General features: G+C 40.1%; 21 protein-coding genes and 7 tRNA genes. 19 read left to right on the top strand and 9 right to left on the bottom strand.

The annotated features are described in order from the left end of the window. Nucleotides 1-6: 6 nt before the first annotated feature. From EIZ39_RS09185 to EIZ39_RS09200, 4 genes are read right to left on the bottom strand one after another with little or no spacing between them, the layout of a single operon-like run. Complete coding sequence (locus EIZ39_RS09185; protein ID WP_129199658.1) at nt 7-807, bottom strand: ABC transporter permease; 801 nt, start codon at nt 805-807, stop codon at nt 7-9. Further along, a complete protein-coding gene (locus EIZ39_RS09190; protein WP_129199659.1) occupies nt 804-1,667 on the bottom strand; it encodes an ABC transporter permease in 864 nt (287 codons plus the stop codon). The genes EIZ39_RS09185 and EIZ39_RS09190 overlap by 4 nt, the downstream gene beginning before the upstream one ends. A 4-nt stretch (nt 1,668-1,671) precedes the next feature. Beyond that, a complete protein-coding gene (locus EIZ39_RS09195) occupies nt 1,672-2,757 on the bottom strand; it encodes an ABC transporter ATP-binding protein (protein WP_129199660.1) in 1,086 nt (361 codons plus the stop codon). Nucleotides 2,758-2,766: 9 nt separating this feature from the next. Continuing rightward, nucleotides 2,767-3,885: an ABC transporter substrate-binding protein gene (locus EIZ39_RS09200; RefSeq protein WP_129199661.1), complete on the bottom strand. Its 1,119-nt coding sequence runs from the start codon at nt 3,883-3,885 to the stop codon at nt 2,767-2,769. Nucleotides 3,886-4,051: 166 nt separating this feature from the next. Between EIZ39_RS09200 and EIZ39_RS09205 the strand changes: the two genes are divergently transcribed. Both EIZ39_RS09205 and EIZ39_RS26510 read left to right on the top strand, forming a co-directional pair. Then, a complete protein-coding gene (locus EIZ39_RS09205) occupies nt 4,052-4,810 on the top strand; it encodes an IclR family transcriptional regulator (protein WP_129199662.1) in 759 nt (252 codons plus the stop codon). Between the two features lie 160 nt (nt 4,811-4,970). Then, entirely contained in the window at nt 4,971-5,138 is a 168-nt protein-coding gene (locus EIZ39_RS26510) for a hypothetical protein (protein WP_164984988.1), read from the top strand. Nucleotides 5,139-5,423: 285 nt separating this feature from the next. On the opposite strand, the gene EIZ39_RS09210 is transcribed toward EIZ39_RS26510, so the two are convergent. Beyond that, the gene (locus EIZ39_RS09210) at nt 5,424-5,678 is read right to left on the bottom strand and encodes an NUDIX hydrolase (RefSeq protein ID WP_129199663.1); all 255 of its coding nucleotides are present in this window, start codon (nt 5,676-5,678) and stop codon (nt 5,424-5,426) included. Between the two features lie 106 nt (nt 5,679-5,784). On the opposite strand from EIZ39_RS09210, the gene EIZ39_RS09215 reads away from it, so the two are divergent. Both EIZ39_RS09215 and crcB read left to right on the top strand, forming a co-directional pair. Further along, nucleotides 5,785-6,189: a fluoride efflux transporter FluC gene (locus tag EIZ39_RS09215; RefSeq protein ID WP_129199664.1), complete on the top strand. Its 405-nt coding sequence runs from the start codon at nt 5,785-5,787 to the stop codon at nt 6,187-6,189. After that, nucleotides 6,186-6,566 (top strand): fluoride efflux transporter CrcB, encoded by a 381-nt coding sequence (crcB, locus tag EIZ39_RS09220; RefSeq protein WP_129199665.1) that lies wholly within the window; start codon nt 6,186-6,188, stop codon nt 6,564-6,566. Before EIZ39_RS09215 ends, crcB begins: the two co-directional genes overlap by 4 nt. A 61-nt stretch (nt 6,567-6,627) precedes the next feature. Here crcB and EIZ39_RS09225 read toward each other — a convergent pair whose 3' ends face one another. Next, nucleotides 6,628-7,254 carry an FMN-dependent NADH-azoreductase gene (locus EIZ39_RS09225; RefSeq protein ID WP_129199666.1) on the bottom strand — a complete coding sequence of 209 codons (627 nt, stop codon included), beginning with the start codon at nt 7,252-7,254 and terminating at the stop codon, nt 6,628-6,630. A gap of 596 nt (nt 7,255-7,850) precedes the next feature. Here EIZ39_RS09225 and EIZ39_RS09230 point away from each other — a divergent pair. From EIZ39_RS09230 to EIZ39_RS09245, 4 genes are all read left to right on the top strand, one after another. After that, a complete protein-coding gene (locus EIZ39_RS09230) occupies nt 7,851-9,329 on the top strand; it encodes a potassium/proton antiporter (RefSeq protein ID WP_129199667.1) in 1,479 nt (492 codons plus the stop codon). 184 nt (nt 9,330-9,513) lie between these two features. Next, entirely contained in the window at nt 9,514-10,311 is a 798-nt protein-coding gene (locus EIZ39_RS09235; RefSeq protein WP_129199668.1) for an undecaprenyl-diphosphate phosphatase, read from the top strand. Nucleotides 10,312-10,446: 135 nt separating this feature from the next. Further along, nucleotides 10,447-11,346 carry a DMT family transporter gene (locus EIZ39_RS09240; protein ID WP_129199669.1) on the top strand — a complete coding sequence of 300 codons (900 nt, stop codon included), beginning with the start codon at nt 10,447-10,449 and terminating at the stop codon, nt 11,344-11,346. 641 nt (nt 11,347-11,987) lie between these two features. Beyond that, nucleotides 11,988-12,731: a C40 family peptidase gene (locus EIZ39_RS09245; RefSeq protein ID WP_129199670.1), complete on the top strand. Its 744-nt coding sequence runs from the start codon at nt 11,988-11,990 to the stop codon at nt 12,729-12,731. Nucleotides 12,732-12,871: 140 nt separating this feature from the next. Here EIZ39_RS09245 and rluF read toward each other — a convergent pair whose 3' ends face one another. After that, nucleotides 12,872-13,576, bottom strand: coding sequence for a 23S rRNA pseudouridine(2604) synthase RluF (rluF, locus tag EIZ39_RS09250; RefSeq protein WP_129199671.1), 705 nt, complete (start codon nt 13,574-13,576; stop codon nt 12,872-12,874). Between the two features lie 247 nt (nt 13,577-13,823). Between rluF and EIZ39_RS09255 the strand changes: the two genes are divergently transcribed. From EIZ39_RS09255 to EIZ39_RS09285, 7 genes are all read left to right on the top strand, one after another. Next, nucleotides 13,824-13,900, top strand: a tRNA-Glu gene (locus EIZ39_RS09255). A gap of 4 nt (nt 13,901-13,904) precedes the next feature. After that, nucleotides 13,905-13,980, top strand: a tRNA-Gly gene (locus EIZ39_RS09260). A 47-nt stretch (nt 13,981-14,027) separates the two neighbouring features. Beyond that, nucleotides 14,028-14,101: transfer RNA gene (locus EIZ39_RS09265), tRNA-Gly, on the top strand. Between the two features lie 43 nt (nt 14,102-14,144). Next, nucleotides 14,145-14,221, top strand: a tRNA-Ile gene (locus EIZ39_RS09270). 9 nt (nt 14,222-14,230) lie between these two features. Then, nucleotides 14,231-14,307 (top strand) — tRNA-Val (locus EIZ39_RS09275). Between the two features lie 4 nt (nt 14,308-14,311). Continuing rightward, nucleotides 14,312-14,387 (top strand) — tRNA-Thr (locus EIZ39_RS09280). 27 nt (nt 14,388-14,414) lie between these two features. Continuing rightward, nucleotides 14,415-14,490 (top strand) — tRNA-Ala (locus EIZ39_RS09285). A 53-nt stretch (nt 14,491-14,543) separates the two neighbouring features. Here EIZ39_RS09285 and EIZ39_RS09290 read toward each other — a convergent pair. Both EIZ39_RS09290 and ytvI read right to left on the bottom strand, forming a co-directional pair. Further along, a complete protein-coding gene (locus EIZ39_RS09290) occupies nt 14,544-16,730 on the bottom strand; it encodes a PAS domain S-box protein (protein ID WP_164984989.1) in 2,187 nt (728 codons plus the stop codon). Nucleotides 16,731-17,143: 413 nt separating this feature from the next. Continuing rightward, on the bottom strand, nt 17,144-18,205 hold the full coding sequence (gene ytvI, locus EIZ39_RS09295) for a sporulation integral membrane protein YtvI (RefSeq protein WP_240675750.1): 1,062 nt from the start codon (nt 18,203-18,205) through the stop codon (nt 17,144-17,146). A gap of 558 nt (nt 18,206-18,763) precedes the next feature. On the opposite strand from ytvI, the gene EIZ39_RS09300 reads away from it, so the two are divergent. From EIZ39_RS09300 to EIZ39_RS09315, 4 genes are all read left to right on the top strand, one after another. Then, nucleotides 18,764-19,066, top strand: a complete 303-nt coding sequence (locus EIZ39_RS09300) for an STAS domain-containing protein (RefSeq protein WP_129199674.1) — start codon at nt 18,764-18,766, stop codon at nt 19,064-19,066. A 32-nt stretch (nt 19,067-19,098) separates the two neighbouring features. Next, nucleotides 19,099-21,162: an EAL domain-containing protein gene (locus tag EIZ39_RS09305; RefSeq protein WP_129199675.1), complete on the top strand. Its 2,064-nt coding sequence runs from the start codon at nt 19,099-19,101 to the stop codon at nt 21,160-21,162. Between the two features lie 126 nt (nt 21,163-21,288). Beyond that, a complete protein-coding gene (locus EIZ39_RS09310; RefSeq protein ID WP_240675751.1) occupies nt 21,289-22,020 on the top strand; it encodes a GntR family transcriptional regulator in 732 nt (243 codons plus the stop codon). A gap of 13 nt (nt 22,021-22,033) precedes the next feature. After that, nucleotides 22,034-23,110 carry a BMP family lipoprotein gene (locus tag EIZ39_RS09315; protein ID WP_240675752.1) on the top strand — a complete coding sequence of 359 codons (1,077 nt, stop codon included), beginning with the start codon at nt 22,034-22,036 and terminating at the stop codon, nt 23,108-23,110. Nucleotides 23,111-23,120: the final 10 nt, after the last annotated feature.

Here is a 23,120-nt window from a genome sequence, read left to right on the forward strand (position 1 = left end):
ACTCCATTAGTGTGAATGTGAATTTAATCCGAACATGCGGTCTAAACCATATACACGCTCAAGAATAAAAATGAACAGTAAGCTTAGTAAAATAACAACCGATGATATGGATGCCACAAGGGGGTCAAGTGTCTCTTGCATATAACTAAAGATAGCTAACGGAAGTGTTGTGGTATCCGGAGAAACCAAGAACAAAGACACGGTGACGTTATCAAAGGACGTCAAGAATGAAAAGATCATTCCGGAAAAAATAGCTGGTCGAATCAACGGAAGAGTAATATCCCAAAATACCCGAAATGGACTAGCACCAAGCATATATCCAGCTCGTTCCAAGGTGAAGTCAAAGCTTGTTAAGCCCGTTAATACAAGCCGAACTACATAAGGAATCGAGATGAGAATGTGAGCCAACAGCAATCCTAAAAACGTACCAGAGAGTCCAATTCTCGTAAAAAATACAAGAGCCGCGATTCCAATAATTAAGGAAGGAACCGTTAAAGGAGAGAGCAATAGATTATTGATAATCGTACTCCCCGGAAAACGGTACTTCGCTATGGCAAAAGCAGCCAACGTTCCTACTAACGTAGATAGAATAGCTGTAATCGCTGCTAGTTGTAAGCTGAAAATGAGGGAATCAACAAACTCTTGTCTCTCCAAAATTTTGTAATACCACTGCAAGGAGAACCCTACAGGGGGAAAGGATAAGTAACCAGCCGACGTGAAAGAGGTTGGTATAATTACCCAAAGAGGTGCCGTGACAAACAATATGATGAGGAACGTAAGTAGGCCCAGCCAGGAAAATCGAATCATGAAGCAAACACCTCTTTATATTTCTTCGTCTCAAAAAGACGAGTAAAGACGGTCACCAACACTACGGTACTACCTAAAAGTAGAAACGCTAAGGCTGCGCCTAATGGCCAATTCAATGTAGCCATTATCTGATCGTACGCTAAGACTGGGATTACCTTTACTGATGTTCCCCCCATTAGTGCAGGTGTGACAAACGCACTCATAGACAAACTAAATACGAGAATGGTTCCTGCAAACAAACCAGGCAAACTTAGTGGTAAAGTTACAGTCTTAAATACTTGAAATCTGGATGCTCCAAGAATGGAGGCTGCTTTATAGAGGGAGGAATCAATAGTATAAAGACTTGTAGCAATGGCTATTACCATATAGGCAATAAAAGCATCTGTTAGACCGATAATTACGCCAAGCTCGTTATAAAGTAGTCTCAACGGTTCCTGAATTATTCCCAATTTCAATAACATTTCATTAACCCAGCCTTTAGGCCCGAGAATAACAACCCATCCAAAATTCCGAATAACCACACTAATTAGATGGGGCGATAGAATTAATAGAGTAATGATTCCTCTCATCTTGCCTGAGGCTTGTGACATATACATAGCAACAGGGTATCCAAGAAGAATGGTACAAGCCACCGTCCATAAACTTAGCTTAATCGTCTTCCATAATACTTGCATATAAAATGGGTCTTGGAAGAGCAGCAGGTAATTGGCCAAACTAAATTGCTGTTGTTTATCTTGAAAACTAATCATTAAAATGTTGAGCATCGGGATGATAAATACACTTAACAAAATTACCATGGCTGGTATCAGTAACAGGATAATACTAAGAGTCTTAGCAGATTTGGAGGAAAGGGTAGTCATTCCCCTAAGCCTCCCCTCTTGGGATCAAGAACAGATCCTCAGAATTCCACTCACAAATAACGGATTTTCCAGTTTGTATAGACATATTGTCATTATTCAACTGCAGTTTTACGGTAAGCTTCATATCTCCATTTGTAACATCACAATCCATAAAAGCCCCTAAAAAGTTCATCATGGTAACGGTTCCTCTGAACTGATTGGTCGTGAGTTCACCACCATGATCATGAACAAGTCGGATTTTTTCTGGACGCACATAAGCGGATATAGGACCTCCTATATTGGTATCCACTGAATGGGTAGTGGATCGAATCAAGCCCTGTGCCGTTTTAATCGTCAGTTCAGTACCTGACTTGGAAACGAGGGTACCGTCAATACGGTTGGTGCTTCCGATAAACGTATGAACAAATTCAGTCTTAGGATGATGATAGATATCCCATGGCTTCCCAATCTGTTCAATATTCCCGTGGCTCATGACCACAATACGATCGGATAAAGATAAAGCTTCTTCTTGGTCGTGCGTAACAAAAATGGTAGTGACACCGATTTCTTGATGAAGTCGCTTCAACTCATTTCGAAGTTCATGGCGAAGTTTGGCATCTAAGTTACTCAATGGCTCATCAAGCAGCAATAAGGAAGGCTCAATAACGAGAGCTCTAGCTATTGCGATCCGTTGGCGCTGTCCGCCGGATAGTTGCTTTGGAAATCGATCAGCAACATGAGGAAGCTTAATAAGTTCAAGCACTTTTTGAATACGATCTTTCATTTCAGATTTAGGTACCTTACGAAACTTCAATCCATATCCGATGTTCTCTTCAATCGTCATATGAGGAAAGAGGGAATAGGTTTGAAATACCATGCCTAGTTCTCTCTTATAAGGGGGAACACCATTCATCTTTTTACCCTTAATGAGCAATTCTCCTTCATCAGGCTCGAGGAATCCCGCAACCATGTTCAGGGTTGTAGTCTTCCCACAACCGGAAGGACCGAGGAAGGAGATAAACTCCCCCTGCTCGATCTGTAGGTTAAAGTCTTTAACAACCGCTTGGTTATTAAATCGCTTTTGAATATTTTTCAATTCCACATCAAACATGGCTTATACCTACTTTCCTATTTTTACTGATATTTCCTTGTCGTAACGGTCTAGCCATGCAGGCATGCTGGTTGCAATCGCTTCATAATCAAAATTAACGACTTTAGAACGATCAAACTCTAGTGTTTTTGCAACGTCAGCTGGAAGCTCTACGTCTGTTGCTGGGTTATAGTAAAGATCGGTTGCATATAACTTCTGAACTTCATCGGTTAGTATCATGTTCAAGAATTCTTTTGCCGCCTCAGGATGCTTAGCCCCTTTAATCATAACGCCTACGTTTGGTACGATGTTTCCACCTTCTTGCGGGAACACGAACTCAAGAGGAAGCCCGGCTGCTTTTTGCGTTAAGCTTCTTGCCATGGTCCATGTAGTGTAAGCTGCTGTTTCACTTTGCAAATCTTGTTGTAACTGAGCCGCACTCTTTGCAAAGGTTGGGATATACCCTGCAATCGTTTCCATCTGCTTGAAACCAGGCTCCATATCTTTTTCAGAACCACCATTAGCATAAGAAAGCATAATAAGAGCAGAACGTCCAAAGTTACTCTTAACGTCTGTAATAGTGATGTTACCTTTTAACTCTGGTCGAGCCAAATCATTCCATGAAGTAGGAACAGGAAGTCCCTTCTCTTGTACAACTTTGCTGTTATAAGAAATTCCCATTGGCGTGAAGTTTACAGTTACTCCGCTATTCTCCGTCATGGCTAGATCACTAGGCACTCGGCTAAGATTCGGAATCATATCTGCAGTTAAAGGTTCCCACAGCCCTTCTTGTCTTCCTTTTTCTTGTTCTCCACCTTCAATAATAGCGACATCGATTTGTGGAGAAGCTTGTTGACCTTTAACCTTGGCTACAATATCCGTGGAAACACCTGAAACATACGTTAACTTCACATCAGGATACTTTTCGTTAAATAGTTTGAAGATCTTGTCCTTCATAAGCGTTTCTACCGTTGCTCCGTTCCCCGCAACAATAAGCTCCGATTCCATCTTTACCTCTGCAACAGGTGGTTCTGTAGACGGTGTTGGTGCTGCCGGTGCGGCTGAATCTTGCTTCGCTCCTCCACAACCTGTTAGCAAAGATCCGGCCAACAAGGTAACGGATAAAATGGACCATAATTTTCTTTTCATAATGTGCCCCCTCATGATATACTGTTCTCTATACGTGAACGTTGTTTTTGTATAGGGAACCTATGAAGAGATATTACCATTTTCGACAAAAAACATCAATATACTAATGTAAATTTTTATATAATTAAGAGAACTGGCAGTATTCGCTAAAGAAAGGAAGACCGTCATGGACAATTATTTATCCTCTGTTAAGAATGCCTGTACCCTTTTAAAGCTTTTTCTAAACTCATCAAAAGAGTTTGGGGTTACAGAAATTAGTAAAAAACTAAATATGTCGAAGGGCGCTGTACATAAGCTGTTAATCACACTGGAGAGTGAGGGCTTCATACGTCAGAATCCTAAAAACAAACAATATTCCCTGGGCTACACTTTACTCGAATTAGGGAATAGAGTCTTGAAAAATCATGACATGGTGGACTTTAGCAAGCCTTATCTAAGACAGCTAGCTGATTCAACGAAAGAGCTTGTTTGCTTATGTATCCTTGATGGTAAAGATGCCATTTATATTGATAAAGTTGACTCTCCCCATCCCGTTCGATTTAATGTGGATATTTATCGTCGTTTTCCTCTTTACTCCACATCAGCAGCTAGGAGTATATTAGCCTTTCAGTCCGAAGAATTAATTGAGGAAGTCTTGTCCCAAGAAATGAAGACCTTTACGCCGTATAGTGTAAAAGCAGCGGACGAAATGAAACAAAGATTGAACAATATAAGACAAAACGGTTATGAATTTAGCTCCAACATGAGAAATGTGGGGGTAACGGGTATTGCTGCCCCCATACGAGATGCTAATGAAGAAGTGTTCGCAGCACTCAGTATTATTGGTCCTTCGGAAAGAATGGAAGAGAACATACAGAAGTGGATTAATTTCGTCATGGATACGGCTCAAACCATATCTAATGACCTCGGTTCTAGAGGGATATAAGTAGTAGGGACCAATTGATTCCTTCTTATCTTGTTCTAGAAAATGAATATCTGGAAATACCTTTTGTAATATTCAGATAAAATTGTTTGGAAATCCCCTTTAAGAGATGTATAATAATGGTAAGCGTTTTCATTATTATGACCAATTGGGGGAATGATGGGTGATTTTCGAATCTCAATACCGTAGGAAAGCCCTTGAGTCATGGGAGAGCGACAAGGAAGAAACAAAAAAAGAGTTAAAGCAAATTTTTGAGGAAAACCGCCATCTCAAGTATCAACCTATTAAATACTTGATAACCATCGTTACAGCCATGTTTGTCCAAAACTAAAAAATGAAATTTACTGCGAAGGGTTCGGGAGACGAACTCTTTTATTTTGAGTGCGAACTTGATTCGAAGACAGGCAGGGAGGTTAGCTGCCAAGAATAAGCGGAGAATTTCCGGTTATTTTTAAAAGGGGTGCTCATAATGTTCAAATAAGGGAAGGAATTCCTGTTATTTGTGTTAGAGAGTGGGTTCCTGGGGTGAATTTCCGAGTTAGCGGAAAAAATGCCGCCTATTTAGCAGATTTTTGTCCATCTGTGGGCAATAGCGGAAGTTTCTCCGCTTATCCCATCAGATATAGAGCGCCACCGTCTGGCATACATAAAAATACGAAATCATATGAATGAGATCATACTCCGGTTTATACTGAGGTCTATACTCGTCAATGATGCCAAACTTGCGCAGAACTTCTATATTCCGAGCCCCTGTTTCCTCTGCAACTTCTCTTCTGAGTCCTGTAATGAGGTCTTCCTCCAACTCGACCCCTCCACCTGGAAAGCTATAATTATTGATTATGGTTAAATATAAATTAATAATTGGATGCAGGACAAAAAATTTTTAACGGGAGATTATCTATGGGAGAGATAAATAGCCGCGAAATGTCACCACCGCTAAAGACTATACTAAATGAAAGCATAGAAGGAGTGGAAAGATGAGTTGGCGAAATCTACTCGCTATTGGTCTGGGAGGGGCACTTGGGACAAATTTTAGATATATGTTCAATATAAATACCGTTGGTTTCGGATACCCATTAGGGACAATATTAGTAAATTTGGTCGGGAGTTTTATACTTGGTGTGCTAACAGGTTGGTTATTGCATCGAAAGATGAAGGAATGGCTTCGTTTAGGCTTAGGTGTTGGTTTTTGCGGTGGCTTTACGACGATGTCCACTTTAGCAGCAGATACATTTATGATGCATCAGCATTCTTCTATTCATCAAGTTGTTCTATATTTATCCATATCCCTGTTTGGTGGACTATCCTTAGCATTTGTGGGTTTTGTTGTAGGGAGACGAGGGAGTAAATTATTAAAAACGAGGACGGTGGAAACGAAATGAGCCTTATTTCACTAACGATTGGTGGAGCGGCTGGGGCCATCGCTCGTTACCTAGTTGGACTTCTGATCATGAGAAAGTTTCTGCATCCACCGATTCCAATTGCGATGATGCTGTGTAATCTGCTTGGTTCGGCGGGACTAGGTATATTATTTGGTTTATATTTAGAGGATTTCCCGGTAAATGTATATAATAACCTAACTTACCTCGGACTGGGTATCGGATTTTTTGGTGCTTTTACCACCTTTTCAACGTTTAGTATGGAGAGCGTGGAATTACTACGTCATCAGCATTACAAGAAAGCGGTATTCTATGTTTTAGTATCATTATTAGGAAGCGTAATGATATTTTATATGGGATTCTACCTATTTAAGAGTTAAGGAAAAAGGGACTGCGTGGGAAAGAGAAACCCAGTTACAGCCCCTTTTTATAATTTAAATTTTATAACTGGTTTGCTGCTGTGGCTGCTCTTGCAATACCATCTCCAATAATCTCTTCTGCTCTATCAGGGAATTGATTATGTCCTTCAACAATGACGGATGTGATATCTGTAATGCCCCAGAAATTAAGAACAGCAGATACATATTTCACAGACATTTCCACTGCTTGAGCTGGTCCTTCTGAGTAGACCCCTCCTCTTGCATTAAGAAGGGCAACTTTCTTATCAGAGAGCAGACCTATTGGACCGTCTTGAGTATAGCGGAACGTCTTGCCAGCCTGACCGAGGTAGTCTAAGTACGTATGAAGCACAGCAGGGATGGTGAAATTCCATAGTGGGAAAGCAAACACGATCTTATCGGCAGAAAGGAACTGGTTCAAGTATTTGTTAACCAAATCAGTAGCTTCTTTTTCTTTCTCCGTAAGTTCTAATCCTCTCCCGAGTTTAAACATACCGTTCATTTTATCATTGTCGTAATAAGGTAGGTTCTCTTCAAAAAGATCAAGCTCTATAATCTCATCTCCTGGATGAGACTCCTTATAACTTTCAAGAAAAGCTTCATAGAGCTTTACACTTACCGCTTGTTCAACTGGACGACAATTTGCTTTTACAAACAGAACCTTAGCCATTTTATATACCTCCATAAAACTTTCATTGTAGTTTGGTTGATATAGCAACTATATTTTACGGTGTTGTAGCAACTAATCGAAAGTGAGTATTGTTAAGAATAAATGAAGTTCTTGTGTTAAACTAACCCAGTTGCTATATCAACTTTTTATATGTAAACATTCTAAACTAATAAGTATAAAATGTCAATTTTATAGCATTTTCCATCCTAAAATGATCTTTACGGTTCCAAGAGACTAATTGATGTAAGTTTGCAAACTATTCAATGAATAGTTGAAACTTATGATTTTGGTTAGGAGACCTAGGCTACGAATATGTTTTTGAAAAAGCTTTTCTGATAATGTGTTTATTTAGGGTGGCTCTCATAAAATAAGTACTAAAAGTATGGTATGATAATTATGGGATCTAATAAGGCTTGGAAGATCTCCAAGTTATTAACAAATGGTCTTGAGGAATGGGCTTGTAAAGTCAATGAGTTGAAGGAAAAGGTGGGCATACTGTCATATTGAGTAGAGTATTCTTACTTACTATAGATATATCCATTATAAAGAAAGGACGATGTTCTTTTATAAAAAATTATTTATGGAGGACGGTGTAAATGGAATTTACAACCGATAATTCAATATTTCTGTTTGCAATTCTTTTAGTTGTTGGGGTTATTACAACGAAGTTCTCTACTCGTTTTGGGTTACCATCCCTTGTTCTCTTTATTGTCGTAGGGATGGTATTAAGTCATTTTGTTTACTATGATAATGCTTTCTTAACACAACTGTTTGGAATACTTGCTCTTATTGTTATCTTATTTGAGGGTGGATTACAAACGAAATGGACAGATGTACGTAAGGTAGCTGTTCCTTCTCTTACACTCGCAACATTAGGTGTTGTGTTAACGACGGTTGTAATTGGAGTTTTTGCAAAATATATACTTGGGGTATCTTGGTTAGAAGGAATGCTGTTTGGGGCTATTGTAGGGTCAACGGATGCGGCCGCGGTATTTGCGGTTCTTGGTAATAAGAATATCAAGCGTCGTTTGACCTCTGTTCTAGAAGCGGAATCTGGAACGAATGACCCAATGGCGGTCTTTCTTACCATCTCTCTTATCCAATTAATACACGCACCAGAATCGAATGGTTTATTTACCCTGATAGTGGCATTTTTGTGGCAAATGGGCTTTGGTCTATTGATGGGATTAATTATGGGTAGAGTAGCGGTTTGGAGCATTAATCGAGTCAATTTGGATTCCTCTGGTTTATATCCTGTTCTTGCCTTAGCTTTTGCTATTTTCACTTATAGTTCAACTGCCTTATTATACGGAAGCGGACTTCTTGCCGTTTATGTCATGGCTCTTTGGATGGGGAACTCCGATTTAACGTATCGTCATTCTATTTTTCGATTTAATGAAGGTTTTGCGTGGATGATGCAAATTCTGATGTTTATCATACTGGGATTGCTTGTGTTCCCAGCCGAGTTAATTGCTGTGACATGGCAAGGTATAGCCCTTTCGATCCTATTAATGTTTGTGGCTAGACCAATAGGCGTATTTATCAGCACAAGCTTTATGAAGTTCTCGGTGAAAGAAAAGGTCTTTATCTCATGGGCAGGTTTAAGGGGAGCTGTACCTATCGTATTGGCAACATACCCCTTAATTGCCGGTCTTGAAAATGGTCAATTATTCTTTAATGTGGTATTCTTCGTTGTTTTTATTTCGGCTCTTGTACAAGGATCCAGTATATCTCCTCTAGCGAATAAACTTGGATTATCTGGAGGAGACAAGGTTAGCGTTCCTCATAGTTTGGAATTAGTTTCTATGGGGAAGACCAACAATGAAATTATTGAGATTCATATTGAAGAAGAATCAAGCGTTGTAGGTAAAGAATTGCACCTTTTGCTTCTTCCGGAAGATACATTGATTACAGCCGTTATAAGAGGGGAAAAATTAATAACCCCTCGGGGTAACACCAGATTATGTGTAGGGGACATACTGTATGTATTAATTTCAAAGCCTCAACGTGAACGCGTAAAAAAAGTTTTCATGAGCATGAAAGAAGTTGAGGAGCATGAAACCCTTGAGGCTTAGGGTCGTAGATTAAAGAACCAACCAGATTTTTTCATCCTGGTTGGTTTTTGATTTTGGTTCCCTTTGTACTTCGCACCCAAGGTATTATTTTAGCGTGGATGCTTATAAAAAATAACTACCTCATTTTCAAGAAACACTGTATGATGATTAACGAGAAGCGTCAAATGAAAGGCGGATATGACCTATGTCTGATATGATTAAGGCTATTATTTTAGGTATAGTAGAGGGATTAACGGAATTTCTCCCGGTATCATCAACGGGACATTTGATTCTAGTAGGACATCTTCTTGATTTTGAAGGAGACGCAGCCACCACGTTTAAAATTGTGATCCAGCTCGGAGCGGTTATGGCGGTTCTTGTTCTATATTGGAAAAGATACATGGAAATATTGAGGAATCTATTGGGTTTAAACTTTACGGCTAAGAAGTTGAACGCTATTCATATGATCATTGCGATGTTGCCTGCTTTAATCGTATATCTAATTTTCAAGGATTTTATCAAACAAGTCTTGTTCGGGCCAACTGCAGTATTAATTGGATTAATTGTTGGTGGTGTCTTAATGATTGTGGCTTCTCGAGCTAAGGTCAAAGTTACTGCCGAGAATACGGATGAGATTACATATAAGCAAGCATTTGGTATCGGTCTGTTTCAGTGCCTTGCGTTGTGGCCTGGCTTTTCTAGGTCAGGATCGACGATCTCTGGTGGTCTCTTACTAGGGACAAGTCAGAAAGCAGCAGCTGACTTCACCTTTATTATATCCGTACCCGTGATGTTTGGAGCAACGGTATTAGATATGTATAATAGTCGTGAATTCTTAACTTCCGATGATCTAGTATTATTCCTTATCGGTTTTATCTCTGCTTTCGTCGTGGCTATGATTGCAGTAGTCACCTTCCTCAACTTAATTAAGCGATTAAAACTGGAGTGGTTTGCGGCTTATCGTTTCATTTTAGCGGCTGTATTCTACTTCTTCTTAATGTAAAACATAAGAGCCCCATCACAAGAATCTGTGAAGGGGCTCTTATGTAGCTATTATAAACTCTATCAAAATGATATACTAGTTTCAATAACTTTCCATTTTTAGTTAACAAATACACACCAGCTCATAGGAGAACACATGAAAATTAAAGATATTGGGGCGCTATTTGCTCTTGCGGCATTATGGGGAGCTTCTTTCCTTTTTATCCGAATTGCATCACCTGTATTAGGTCCGTTCCTTACCATTCAAGGTCGTGTGAGCATCGCGGCTATAGCCCTATTTATTTATATGGTGGTTATTGGCCGTTCTTCAGAATGGAGGCAACGATGGAAATCCTATTTAATGATCGGTGCTCTGAATGCAGCCATTCCATTTGTGTTTATTGCAACAGCGGCTCTTTACTTAAATGCATCGATGTCAGCCCTACTTAATTCCATGACACCGCTATTTACGGCGCTTGTCGTATGGGGTTGGATGAAGGAACCATTGGGCTTAAGAAAGTGGATAGGTATTATGGTTGGGATTATAGGTGTAATGATACTCGTTGGGTGGAGCCCAATAGAATATACACCCCATGTAATTTTTGCCATCGTTCTTTCCGTTTTATCTACCGTATCCTATGGTTTTGCAGGCGTATACACTAAAAAGTACTTTGTAGGTGTATCACCTTTACCATTGGCAGTAGGACAACAAATGGGAGCATCTTTACTGCTCCTCCCCTTTACCTTATTCCAATTACCGCCATCCACAGCTGATGTAACTCCCGTTGTTGTGTTCTCTGTTGTTGGGGTGGCATTATTGTGCACAGCTATTGCTTATTTATTGTATTTTTATCTCATTACTAGTGTTGGACCGACAAAGACGGCTAGTGTAACTTTTTTGATTCCATTGTTTGGCATGATCTGGGGTGTGGTTTTCCTAGGCGAGAAAATTACACTTGGTATGGTTGCTGGGCTTGTAGTTATTTTGAGTAGTATTTTCTTTATCTCAGATATTCAGTTTCGTCGTTCCTCATCTCATAAACAGATTGCATCATAGTAGGTTTGAGGAGAATTAGCTTGGCGGAAGCCAGGCTTTTTTCATTTTAGTCTATTTTAGGGGTCACTTTTTTGGTTTTTATTTTAAAATTTTCTTAGTCAGGGGGACGTAGGGGACCTTCTTACGGTTAAAAGGGTTTATTTTTAGAGGGTGCGTTCAAAATACTTCCCCGGACCATTGGTTATAGGGAAACTAAAAGGCTTGAGAAGTCTGTCTTTTACAGGATACTCACGATTTATAGTCAATACTCACGTATTTATCCATTTTTGTCATGAACGCCCCCCCGGAACTCCCGATGCTGTATCTATTTCAAATAAGAGAACAAAAAAAGTCACGAACAACGTCCTTTTTATTACAAAGGTGTAATAATTGCAGATTAAACATCTACCATTCGTAGCCGATAGACCTAGTCATTGCTGATACTCATGAATCCGGGCCCTATTGTTACGAACGATTGTTACGTAGTCACGAACCAATAATGATTCCAAATAAATCAACCAGTATGTACAACTCAACACAGACCAACGCAAGAACTTTAACTAAACCAACTTCAAACGCTTGGGGTAGGGGTTCAATTCCATTCAAATATCCTTTTCACATCCAGGGAATAACTAAAGACAACAACAAGAAAAGGTGGATGAATGGTGCTGAACAAGTTAATCATCATGGGTGTATTACTTCTCTTAGTTGGCTGTGGTCAACAACAGCAAAACACGCAGGCAAATCTAAATCAGGCTAATGGGAACATGATTTATGAAATGCCTACAGATGATCGAGGAAATAATCCGGAAATACTTAATCAAGATGGACTCTTTCATATAGGGGATCTTGGTTTAGAAAGTGAATTAACTGACGGAGCCTCTATTAGTCATCATCAAGGACATGATTACAATACGATTCATGAGGTGTTCCCTAACAGAAGCATTCCGCCTTTGAATGGGAGCTATGTGGAGAACGTAATTTCCTTAGGTAAGAATTATATGGGCACTCCTTACCAATATGGTTCAGATCGATCAGATCCAAGTGCGTTCGATTGCTCAGATTTTACTAGGTGGGCTTACCTCGCTTCTTTAGGGATGGATCTGCCTAAGGATTCGAGAAGCCAGGCGAGATATGTAGATGCTCATTCTAATCGAAAAGTATGGAATATCCGTGAAGCGAGCAGAGGGGATCTACTGTTCTTTATGTCTTATAAGGGGCCGACTAGAGAGAACTACAGTGGCATTAATAAAAATAATGAGACGATTACGCATGTAGGAATCTACTTAGGAAATGGAAGAATGCTGCATACAGCGAGTCAGAGGACAGGAGGAGTTCGTATAGACAATGTATTCGACACGCATTATGAATATCGTTTTATGAGAGGCGGGAGTGTGCTGCCATAAACGTGGAATGTCGTAACCGGGAAAGAGGATCTTTTTCCGGTTATTTTGCTTTCTTATATCGTAGCAGCTGTAGGGTATAGTTTTTGGGCTCAACGTACAGACCAAAACAATACCCATGGATCTGATTTGTCTGCTTCAGCCTAGAGCTTAGGGGAGTAATTTAAGCTCTTAAACAGCTCCTTTAGTTCTTCCTTCGAGAGGTCGCGCCATTGTCCAACTTTAAGGTCGCCTAAATGGATATTCATAATACGGGTGCGTTGAAGTCTACGCACCTGATATCCGAAGGCCGAGCACATTCTACGGATTTGGCGATTGAGTCCTTGGGTGAGAATGATCCGGAAAACTCGATCGGAGACTTTGAAGATTCTACAGGGTAATGTTTTGGTTCCTAAAATTCTTACGCCCCCTGCCATACCTTTAAGAAAGGCAGGAGTTATGGGTTTATCCACTGTAACGATATATTCTTTCTCGTGTTTGTTCTCGGATCGTAGAATCCTGTTGACGATATCTCCATCGTTCGTAAGCATGATCAAGCCGTCAGAGTCCTTATCCAGACGTCCAATAGGAAAGATGCGTTGGGGATGGTTTACAAAATCAATAATGTTCCCCTCAATATGCTGCTCTGTGGTTGTGGTTATGCCCATAGGTTTATTTAATGCAATATAAATAGACCTAGGTTTGCTTTTAATGGGTTTACTATCAATGAGTACTTCATCACCCGGTTGAACCTGGCTTCCTAATTCGGCAACTACACCATTAATGGTTATTCTTCTTTCTGCAATCCACTTATCCACTTCACGTCGCGAAGTAATTCCTGTTTCACTAATGTACTTGTTAATTCTCAAGCCGGTTATCCCACCTTACAGTCTGACCTTATTATTGATAAGATAACACAAACTTGAGATGGTATGCAGGAAAAACAGTGTAGAAAACAGTTGAACAGCAAAATTTTCTAATGACTTGTATAAAGATCTATGCTAAATTATTAAATGTGGTCAGGGAGATGACTTATAAAATAAAAAAAGATTTAAGAAACCTTGACAACTATGAAAAAATGTTATAATATAAATTTCGCTATCACATTTATAGCTTGGCCCGTTGGAGAAGCGGCTTAACTCACATGCCTTTCACGCATGCATTCAGGGGTTCGAATCCCCTACGGGTCACCATTAGGCGGACGTAGCTCAGTTGGTAGAGCACAACCTTGCCAAGGTTGGGGTCGCGAGTTCGAGTCTCGTCGTCCGCTCCATATACCGCAACTGAGAAGACGTAGTTCGCGTAGTGCAAGATTCTATTGCGGGTGTAGTTCAATGGTAGAACTCCAGCCTTCCAAGCTGGTCGCGTGGGTTCGATTCCCATCACCCGCTCCATATTAAGTTAATAACGCTGGTGTTCTTATAGATAGCAGCAAGAGGGCCCATAGCTCAGCTGGTTAGAGCGCACGCCTGATAAGCGTGAGGTCGGTGGTTCGAGTCCACTTGGGCCCACCATAATTTAATGGACGATTAGCTCAGTTGGTTAGAGCGCTACGTTGACATCGTAGAGGTCGGCGGTTCGAATCCGTCATCGTCCACCATATTGCCGGCTTAGCTCAATTGGTAGAGCACCTGACTTGTAATCAGGGGGTTGAGGGTTCAAGTCCTTTAGCCGGCACCACAACAACTTCTATGTTGTGTAACTTATGGGGCATTAGCTCAGCTGGGAGAGCGCTACACTGGCAGTGTAGAGGTCAGCGGTTCGATCCCGCTATGCTCCACCATACATATTAAATAATAACAAACCCCGTACTTCTCAAGTACGGGGTTTTTGCTTTTAATTTGCAAGAGGGAAAGAGATGTGTATGTCCGTCCCGACGCCTACGTGACTCTTAATCTGGATCAGTCCTTGATGTTCTCTAATAATCTTATAACTAATCATTAGACCTAAGCCGGTACCTTTTTCTTTTAAGGTATAAAAAGGTTCCCCAAGCTTAGAGATAAGCTCTTCAGGAATTCCACATCCTTGATCAATGACCTGGATCAGGACCTGATTATTTTCTTGTGATGCGACCTTAACTACAATATTTCCACCTTTCGTCATTGATTCTAGAGAATTCTTAAGTAAGTTTATAAAAAGCTGTTTTAATTGATTAGGGTCACCTAGGATTTGGGGGCTGGTGCCGTCTGTTTCTAGCGTGATCTGGATCTTTTTGATAATGGCTTGCGTGTTGTAGATCGTAATAATACCATCAAGCAAAACAACAACGTCAATAGGGATATATTGTTTCGCTTGTGGTTTGGCCAACATAAGGAATTCGTTGGTCACCATTTCAATGCGCTCAAGCTCTGATCGCATGAGAGTGAAGTATTTTGGATCGTCCGTTTGTTTCTGGAGGAGTTGTAAAAATCCTTTTAAAGTGGTGAGTGGATTACGAATTTCATGGGCTATTCCCGCAGCCATCTCTCCCACAGCTGATACCCGCTCCCATTTCCTAAGCAGTTCCTCTGTTTTTCTTTGTTCTGTAATGTCTGTGATAATACCATCGATCCGAGTGAGTTGTCCTTCCTTCATGACGGGGATAGCTTTGGCTCTAAGCCACTTGATTCCATCGGTGGGATGGTAAATTGGATGTTCGTAAGTCACTGTTCTCCCGCTTTGCAGTTCATTGTTTTTACCGATAATGCCTGGTATGTCTTCAGGATCTATGACACTAAAGAGTAGGCTTGAATCTTTTAATAAATCAGCATGGTTTATCCCTATGATAGATTCACAGGATGATGATATCTGAAGGAATCTATCGGTTGCTACATCCACGGAGAAGAAGACCTCATCTAAATTATCAAAGATATTGCGAAGTTGCTCTTTCGCCTCATGAAGTTCGTTTTCGGTTTGCTTGCGCTTGGTGATGTCACGACTAATATTTACAATGATCTTAAGTTCACCCGAATCATCAAATACAGGTACGCCGCGGGATTCAATATAAATCCAATGTCCATTCGCATGTCTGAACCGATATACCATTTCTATAGGTTTCTTAGTTTCTCTAATTTCTCTAAGAACTTGATGCATGATAGGCTTGTCCTCCGGATGATAGTGATCTAGAGGAAGGGTTCCCTCTAGAGCGGAAGGAGGATATCCTAACACGGTCTCGTGGGAAGGAGAGGCGTATAGGGTTCTGCCTTGACTATCTAAAACAGTAATAAGATCCGTCGTATGTTCGGCAATTAAGCGATAACGAGCTTCGCTCTCCCGAAAGGCCCGTTCTATTCTTTTCTGATCCGTGATATCGATAGCGGAGCCAATGACCTCAATAACTCTGCCATCCTCCCATCGCGGACGCAAACGGACAAGGAGGGTGATTCCATTAAGAAGGGTGTATTCGAAATAAACAGAGCTCTCTCCATTCCATGCCCGGTCATAGTAAGTGTTGAGACTTAGAGCTTTATCAACAGGGATAATTTCTTCTAAACTTTTACCTATGAGCGAGGGAATAAGGGGTGAATCATGAAGGTTACCTTCACACATCGTATGGATGTACTGATCACCAATTTTAATGAACTTAAAGATAACGCCTTGATGATAGCTTATTGTATTTTTTAAATCTTGTTGGGCTAGTTTAAGTTTCTCTTCGACTTCTTTTTGTTCTGTTATGTCTATACCTGATCCGATCACATATTGAACAGGGTTATTTCCATGGGGATAACAGCGGTTATTCCAAGATATAAGTCTTCTTTCACCAGTTCTATTCACCCATACATTGACGTGTTCTAGCTTTCCTTTTTTATTCTTTAGTAGGGATTGATAGGCTGTGATCATAGTATTTTTTTCTTCCTCAGGAATGAATACATTCCAGAAGTATTCTCCCTTTATTTCATCTAAAAAATAACCGGAAATTCTCTCGCAAGCTTGATTCATTTGGACGATTCGTCCTTGTGGATCTAAGATAATGACGAGGGTGTTCAATGTTTCCATGACGGCATCAAAGAAATCTTTGATCTCTTCGGTATTTAGCTTTGTCACTAGTAATCCCCCCTCAACTTTCTTCATATCTACAGATAATCAAAAAATTCTACATAATCCAGCGAAATCCTTGTTGTGAAAGATAGAAAAAGAGAAAAAGGCTAATCCGAAAAGGGTGGATCAGCCTCATTGTACTGTATAATAACATTGTCGATTGTTTTTATCTTTTTACATCTTTTTACTATATTATATATAAACAATTATGGCTTGGGAAGGAGAAAGTTGGAAGTGATAGTAGAGATAAAAAATAACTATAGACATTTTCTGTACTACTCAGTATAATTTTCTCTTGTCGAATGTTTTTATATTTTTACATCCTCTTTGTCCCTATTCTTTTTTGATAGGGGCTTTTTTTATTGATAATAAAACAAAAAGGATGAACCATCAGTTTCTCGGTTCATCCTTTATTTCTTTTAGAGTTTAAAATTTGTTCTAATAATGCCTACCTCTACAGCTGAGCGATAAGCGATGAATAATAGAGGACCAATAAACATTCCTAGAAAACCAAAGAAGTAAAATCCGAAATAAATGGAGAGTAAAGTGGGTAATGCAGAAAGTCCGATCTGATCCCCCATAATCTTGGGTTCCAAGGTTCTGCGCAAGATTAATAAGATAATGGTAAGCGTAACTAATTGCAGCCCAGTCGTAGTATCTCCGGAAACTAAGGTGTAAAGAGACCAAGGTAATAGAATCACAATGGAACCTATTAGTGGGATAACATCAATAATCCAAATGATAATGGCCATAATGAGGGCGTTCTTCGGAGTGATATAAAGAAGACCCACATAGGCAACAGCAAAGATGACGATACTGATGAGTACTTGTGCTTTAAGAAACCCTGTAAATACTTTACTTAAACGTTGGAAAATAAACTTCAGTTTCTGGCTTGTTCCTTCCTGAAAGTGAGCGTAGAAATTCTGAATGATGGAAGGCATGTCCAAGCTAAGTAAGAAAAGGGTAATGAGATAGATTAACGTAACGACAATCATATTAGGAATACCTTGAATCCACTGAGCGAGTGTAGGGATAGCGGTTTGCGACAGCATTTGTGTTTTGGCTAGGGCCATTTGACTCTGTTGCTCTAGCTCTCTAATAATTAGGTCCTTCTGTGGAACGTCAGCGATCGCTTTGTTAAAGTCCCTTATCAACTGATCAATAAATCCATTAATCTCAATCATATAATGAGGGAGTCTATAAATAAACTTGATGGCCTCTCGTACAAGATAAGTAGTAGTAAAATGAATGACCACCCCTATGACGAGAACAAATAAAGTGAAGGAAATGGAGACAGGGATGAGTCTTTTGTTGGTTCTAAGGCGAAATTGAAACCACTTGACTAAAGGTTCTAGTACTAAAGCGGTAATAAAGGCCATGATGATGGGGACAAATACGGAAAAATGAAAGTAAAGAAAGATGATTGTACCAATAATTAATATCCATTTGATCAGTTTGCCAAGTAGTAATCGCTTCTCCAACGTGATTCTCCTTTTTAAAGATGTGAGGGGGTTGATAGCAATTGTACCTTGACTGTTTAGTTTCTACAAGAGTGATAGAGAGACTAGAAAATATAAAAAGAGGGCCTCCCACTAGAGACGCATCTCTAAAGGAAAGCCCTTAATAACTCTCACCTAAACCATCCGTAATAGTTTAGTTATTATATTAGACTATAGGATGTGCAAATAGTTGCGTTCCTTTTTAATTATTTTTTCGCGATCAAAAAAACCAATAATTGACTATCAACTAGGTTCATTGTATGTTTAGTATACAAGAACTTGTGAACGTTTTCACAAAACAACTTTAATATCGTGCTAATAGTGGAAATTATGAAAAATCAAAACCAGACATAAAAATGACATATGAATAATGAGAAAGGTGGTCGTATAGTGGGTTTACGAAAATGAAACAACTTAATGGATTGATTATGTATTATAATAGGAAATAAAAATGATTGCTATCATTAATAGATATATAATGAAACCCTGGATATCCGGAGAAATTCATGGCGAATCATTTAATACTGTAGGAGGTTAGTTATGATAAAAGAGATTCAAACTGCGAATGGACAAGTTAATGTCTCTCTCTCTGGGCGAATTTATGTCGATGTAGCTACAGCCATGAGGGAAAAGCTTTTTCCTTATGTTGAGAAGGGTTATAAGTATTTTTCTATTTACCTTGCAGAGGTAGATTATATTGACAGTTCAGGGTTAGGTGTATTAGTGGCCCTTCAGAAAAAGGCTGTACAGAATGGTGGAGGGGTATCCATCTACGGATTGCATGGTCATGTGAAGGAACTATTCGAACTTACAAGATTAACAAGAGTGTTTGACATTCATTAATTTGATAGCCGTTTTTCCGAGGGGGTGAGAGTGTGGATCTTGTTAATCGAGCAGATTTATACGCAGCAGTCTTTCAAAATGTCCATGAAGGTATCGTGATTACAGATAAACGGGGTTCCATTCTTTCTGTAAATCGCGCATTTACATTGACCACCGGATATACGGAAGAAGAGGTAATAAGAAAGAGACCAAGTATTCTACAGTCTGGAAAGCAATCTCCAAGCTTTTATATTGAGATGTGGGCGAGCATCTATGAGAAGGGAACCTGGCAGGGAGAGATCTGGAACCGGCGGAAAAATGGAGAAGTCTATTTAGAGTGGTTAACCATTGATGCTGTAAAAGATGAAGAGGGACAGATTACTCATTTTGTTGGAATTTTTTGGGACATAACAGAACGCAAGCGAACAGAAGAGAAACTTCACTTGTACAGCAGGATATTTGAGAATACGAGTGAAGGGATTATGATTACAGATACAAGAGGAACCATACTGTGGGTTAATCCTGCGTTTACGGCGACAACCGGCTATATTGCGGAGGAAGCAATCGGAAAAAAACCCAGCATGTTATCCTCAAACCAACATGATGCCCAGTTTTATGTAGATATGTGGACGACGATCTACGATAAGGGAAGTTGGCAAGGGGAGATTTGGAACCGAAGGAAAAATGGCGAGATCTATCCAGAGTGGTTAAGTATCAATACGGTGAAGGATGAAAGTGGATTCATTACAAACTATGTAGGGATGTTCTCTGATATTACGGAACGAAAAAAATCGGAAGAACACCTAAAGTTTCTTGCACACTATGATGTGTTAACCGAGCTGCCTAATCGATTTTTATTTCAAGATCGCTTGACACAGGCGTTGCTTCAAGCGCAACGATTAGGAAGACAAGTGGCCGTCATGTTTCTTGATCTAGATAGGTTTAAGTGGATTAATGATACATACGGACATGGGATCGGGGACCAACTATTGCAAAGTGTTGCCAACCGCTTGAAGAAATGTGTAAGAAAAAGCGATACGGTTGCCCGCTTGGGAGGGGATGAATTTACGGTTATCCTTTCCACTATTCAACAAGCTAAGGATGCTGCGAAGGTTGCTGAGAAGATTGCTCAGGCTTTATCCCAACCCTTTCAACTTGAAGAAAATGAATTTTTTATTACAACGAGTATTGGAATCAGCGTCTACCCAGCTGATGGGAGGAATCTCGAAACACTTATTAAAAACGCCGATGCAGCTATGTATTGTGCAAAAGAACTAGGGAACAATTATCAATTTTTCACCACCGAAATGAAAGAGACGACCACAGAGAAGATCATGCTGGAGAATAGTCTTCATAAGGCTCTGGATAGACATGAGTTTATGGTCTATTATCAACCTCAAGTGGATATTCATACAAGAGAGATTATCAGTATGGAGGCCTTAATTCGCTGGAATCACCCCGAGATGGGGGTCGTTTCTCCTGCGGAATTTATCCCTCTTGCTGAAGAGACGGGCCTAATTGTACAGATCGGCGAATGGGTGCTTGAAACCGTTTGTAGACAGAACAAGGCGTGGCAAGACAATGGGTATAAGCCGATGAAGATAGCGGTAAATCTCTCCCCTAGACAGCTTCAAGATAAAGGTTTACTAAAAACGATTTCTCGTATTTTACGAGAGACGAAGTTAGACCCGTCTTACCTCGAATTGGAGATTACGGAAGGAATAAGTATTCATCACATTGATAGCATTATCAAGATTATTGATGGTATCAGAGATCTTGGTGTGACTGTATCCATCGATGATTTTGGTACAGGTTATTCTTCTTTAAGTTATCTTAAGCAGTATAGAATTGATCGATTAAAGATTGATCGATCCTTCGTTAAGGATATTCTAACAGATCCGAGAAATGCAGCCATCGCGAAGGCAATTATTGAATTAGCTCATGGATTGGAGTTGAATGTTGTAGCCGAAGGTATTGAATCTGAAGAAGAGCTGCACTTCTTTAAGGATAATCGATGTGATGCGGTTCAAGGTTACCTATTTTATAAACCCATGCCTATTCAAGAAGTAGAGAGTATGTTGAAAAATGTTAGTTATGTTGCGAACCCGCGGAACTAAGGAAAACCGTGGGTTTTAGATTTAAAATCCAAAAAATATTAACTATGGTTGCCTTGGAAAATTTCACTTGATATTTGTCAGACATCAGACTAGAATGAGGTTTGGGACATCTAGGAGGAGAATATCATGATGATAATTAACCCTGACCCTCGGCCTCTTTATATGAGAGTGGTCGATAAGCTTAAAGAGGAGATACAACAGGAACGTTTTCAACCTGGACAACAACTGCCCCCTGAACCGAGATTAGCGAAGTCTTTAGGGGTTAGTCGGGCAACTTTGCGCGAAGCGTTAAGGGTACTTGAAGAAGAGAATGTAGTGGAAAGAATCCATGGTGTAGGGACATTTGTGAAGAGTGATCCCATCATTGCCGGCGGGATTGAAGAGTTACTCAGCATTACGGAGATGATTGAGAGAAACGGACAGATCCCTGGAGCTAAGTTGGTCAGCCTGGAGTTTGTTGAAGTAGAAGAGAAAGACCAAGTAAAACTACAACTTAACCCAAAAGATAAAATTTTACTTTTAAAAAGAATACGTACAGCCAATAATGAGAATGTGATTTTTTGTATCGACAAGATTCCAGCTAAGTATTTGCCGGAAAACTTCACGTACAAACATCAATCTCTATTTGAAGATCTTAAAGAAAGCAATTCTTTAGAGATTCAATACGCAAGATCGGACATATCAGCTCTGGGATATGAAGCTGAGATCTCCAATCTACTGAATTGTGACCAGGGGGAAAGTCTGCTTGTCCTGAATCAGATGCATTACGACCGTCTGGACAGGCCGATTATATATTCCAACAATTATTTTCGAGCGAACAAATTTAAGTTTTCCGTTGTTCGACGAAGAAAAAATTAAGGGGGCAATACACATGTTAAAGAAAGGCCTATCTACCTTCATGGCTACTATGCTTATAGCAGCTGGTGTACTCACTGGTTGCGGTGGCGGAAACCAAGCACAACCACCTGCTGAGCAAGCACCTCAGCAAGGAACAGAAGCACCTGCACAAGATGCAGGAGAAAAGTTAAAAGTTGGTATGGTTACGGACGTTGGTGGAGTTAACGATAACTCTTTCAATCAATCTGCATGGGAAGGACTACAAAGAGCTCAAAGTGAACTTGGCATAGAAGCTCAATACGCCGAATCTAAGTCTGATGCAGACTATGAGCCTAACTTAAACCGTTTTGCTCGCGGTGGCACAAACTTGACTTGGGGTATTGGATTCTTGATGGCTGACGCAATTTCTAATACGTCAAAAGCAATCCCTGATGCTAAATTTGGTATCATTGACTCCAACTTAAATGGTGAAATTCCATCTAACGTTGCAGCTGTAACATTTAAAGAGCATGAGGGTTCCTTCTTGATGGGAGTTATCGCTGGTAAGATGACAAAAACGAATAAAGTTGGTTTTGTTGGCGGAGTGAAATTCGCGCTTATCGAGAAGTTTGAATATGGATTCAGAGCGGGTGTGAAAGCTGTAAACCCTGACGCGGAAGTAAGTGTAAACTATGTAGGTTATTTTGATAAGCCTGACCAAGGTAAAACTTTTGCTGCAACCATGTATGACAGTGGCGTAGATATTATTTTCCACGCTTCTGGTGCAACAGGTGATGGGGTTTTTGCTGAAGCTAAGGAACGCGGAAACGTATGGGTAATCGGGGTAGATAAGGATCAGTCTTTCTTGGCTCCAGATCAGACTTTGAGCTCCATGGTTAAGCGTGTAGACGTAGCTGTATATTCGATCTCTGAGCAATTACAGAACGACCAATTCCCAGGTGGACAAGAGACTGTTCTTGGCTTGGCTGAAGAAGGTGTAGGGATCGCTCCAACCTCTGATAAGAACGTCCCTCAAGATGTTCTTGACCTAGTTAAAGACTATGAAGGAAAAATCAAGGGCGGCGAAATCAAGGTACCTCAAACCGAAGCAGAGTTTAACGAGTTTAAGTAATACATGTAAA

This window comes from Ammoniphilus sp. CFH 90114 (assembly GCF_004123195.1).
GTDB lineage: Bacteria > Bacillota > Bacilli > Aneurinibacillales > RAOX-1 > YIM-78166.

Bases quoted from the DNA above. Each gene is read 5' to 3' on its own strand.
- EIZ39_RS09185 (WP_129199658.1), bottom strand. From the start codon at position 807: ATGATTCGATTTTCCTGGCTGGGCCTACTTACGTTCCTCATCATATTG.
- EIZ39_RS09190 (WP_129199659.1), bottom strand. From the start codon at position 1,667: ATGACTACCCTTTCCTCCAAATCTGCTAAGACTCTTAGTATTATCCTG.
- EIZ39_RS09195 (WP_129199660.1), bottom strand. From the start codon at position 2,757: ATGTTTGATGTGGAATTGAAAAATATTCAAAAGCGATTTAATAACCAA.
- EIZ39_RS09200 (WP_129199661.1), bottom strand. From the start codon at position 3,885: ATGAAAAGAAAATTATGGTCCATTTTATCCGTTACCTTGTTGGCCGGA.
- EIZ39_RS09205 (WP_129199662.1), top strand. From the start codon at position 4,052: ATGGACAATTATTTATCCTCTGTTAAGAATGCCTGTACCCTTTTAAAG.
- EIZ39_RS09215 (WP_129199664.1), top strand. From the start codon at position 5,785: ATGAGTTGGCGAAATCTACTCGCTATTGGTCTGGGAGGGGCACTTGGG.
- crcB (WP_129199665.1), top strand. From the start codon at position 6,186: ATGAGCCTTATTTCACTAACGATTGGTGGAGCGGCTGGGGCCATCGCT.
- EIZ39_RS09225 (WP_129199666.1), bottom strand. From the start codon at position 7,254: ATGGCTAAGGTTCTGTTTGTAAAAGCAAATTGTCGTCCAGTTGAACAA.
- EIZ39_RS09230 (WP_129199667.1), top strand. From the start codon at position 7,851: ATGGAATTTACAACCGATAATTCAATATTTCTGTTTGCAATTCTTTTA.
- EIZ39_RS09235 (WP_129199668.1), top strand. From the start codon at position 9,514: ATGTCTGATATGATTAAGGCTATTATTTTAGGTATAGTAGAGGGATTA.
- EIZ39_RS09240 (WP_129199669.1), top strand. From the start codon at position 10,447: ATGAAAATTAAAGATATTGGGGCGCTATTTGCTCTTGCGGCATTATGG.
- EIZ39_RS09245 (WP_129199670.1), top strand. From the start codon at position 11,988: ATGGTGCTGAACAAGTTAATCATCATGGGTGTATTACTTCTCTTAGTT.
- EIZ39_RS09300 (WP_129199674.1), top strand. From the start codon at position 18,764: ATGATAAAAGAGATTCAAACTGCGAATGGACAAGTTAATGTCTCTCTC.
- EIZ39_RS09310 (WP_240675751.1), top strand. From the start codon at position 21,289: ATGATGATAATTAACCCTGACCCTCGGCCTCTTTATATGAGAGTGGTC.
- EIZ39_RS09315 (WP_240675752.1), top strand. From the start codon at position 22,034: ATGTTAAAGAAAGGCCTATCTACCTTCATGGCTACTATGCTTATAGCA.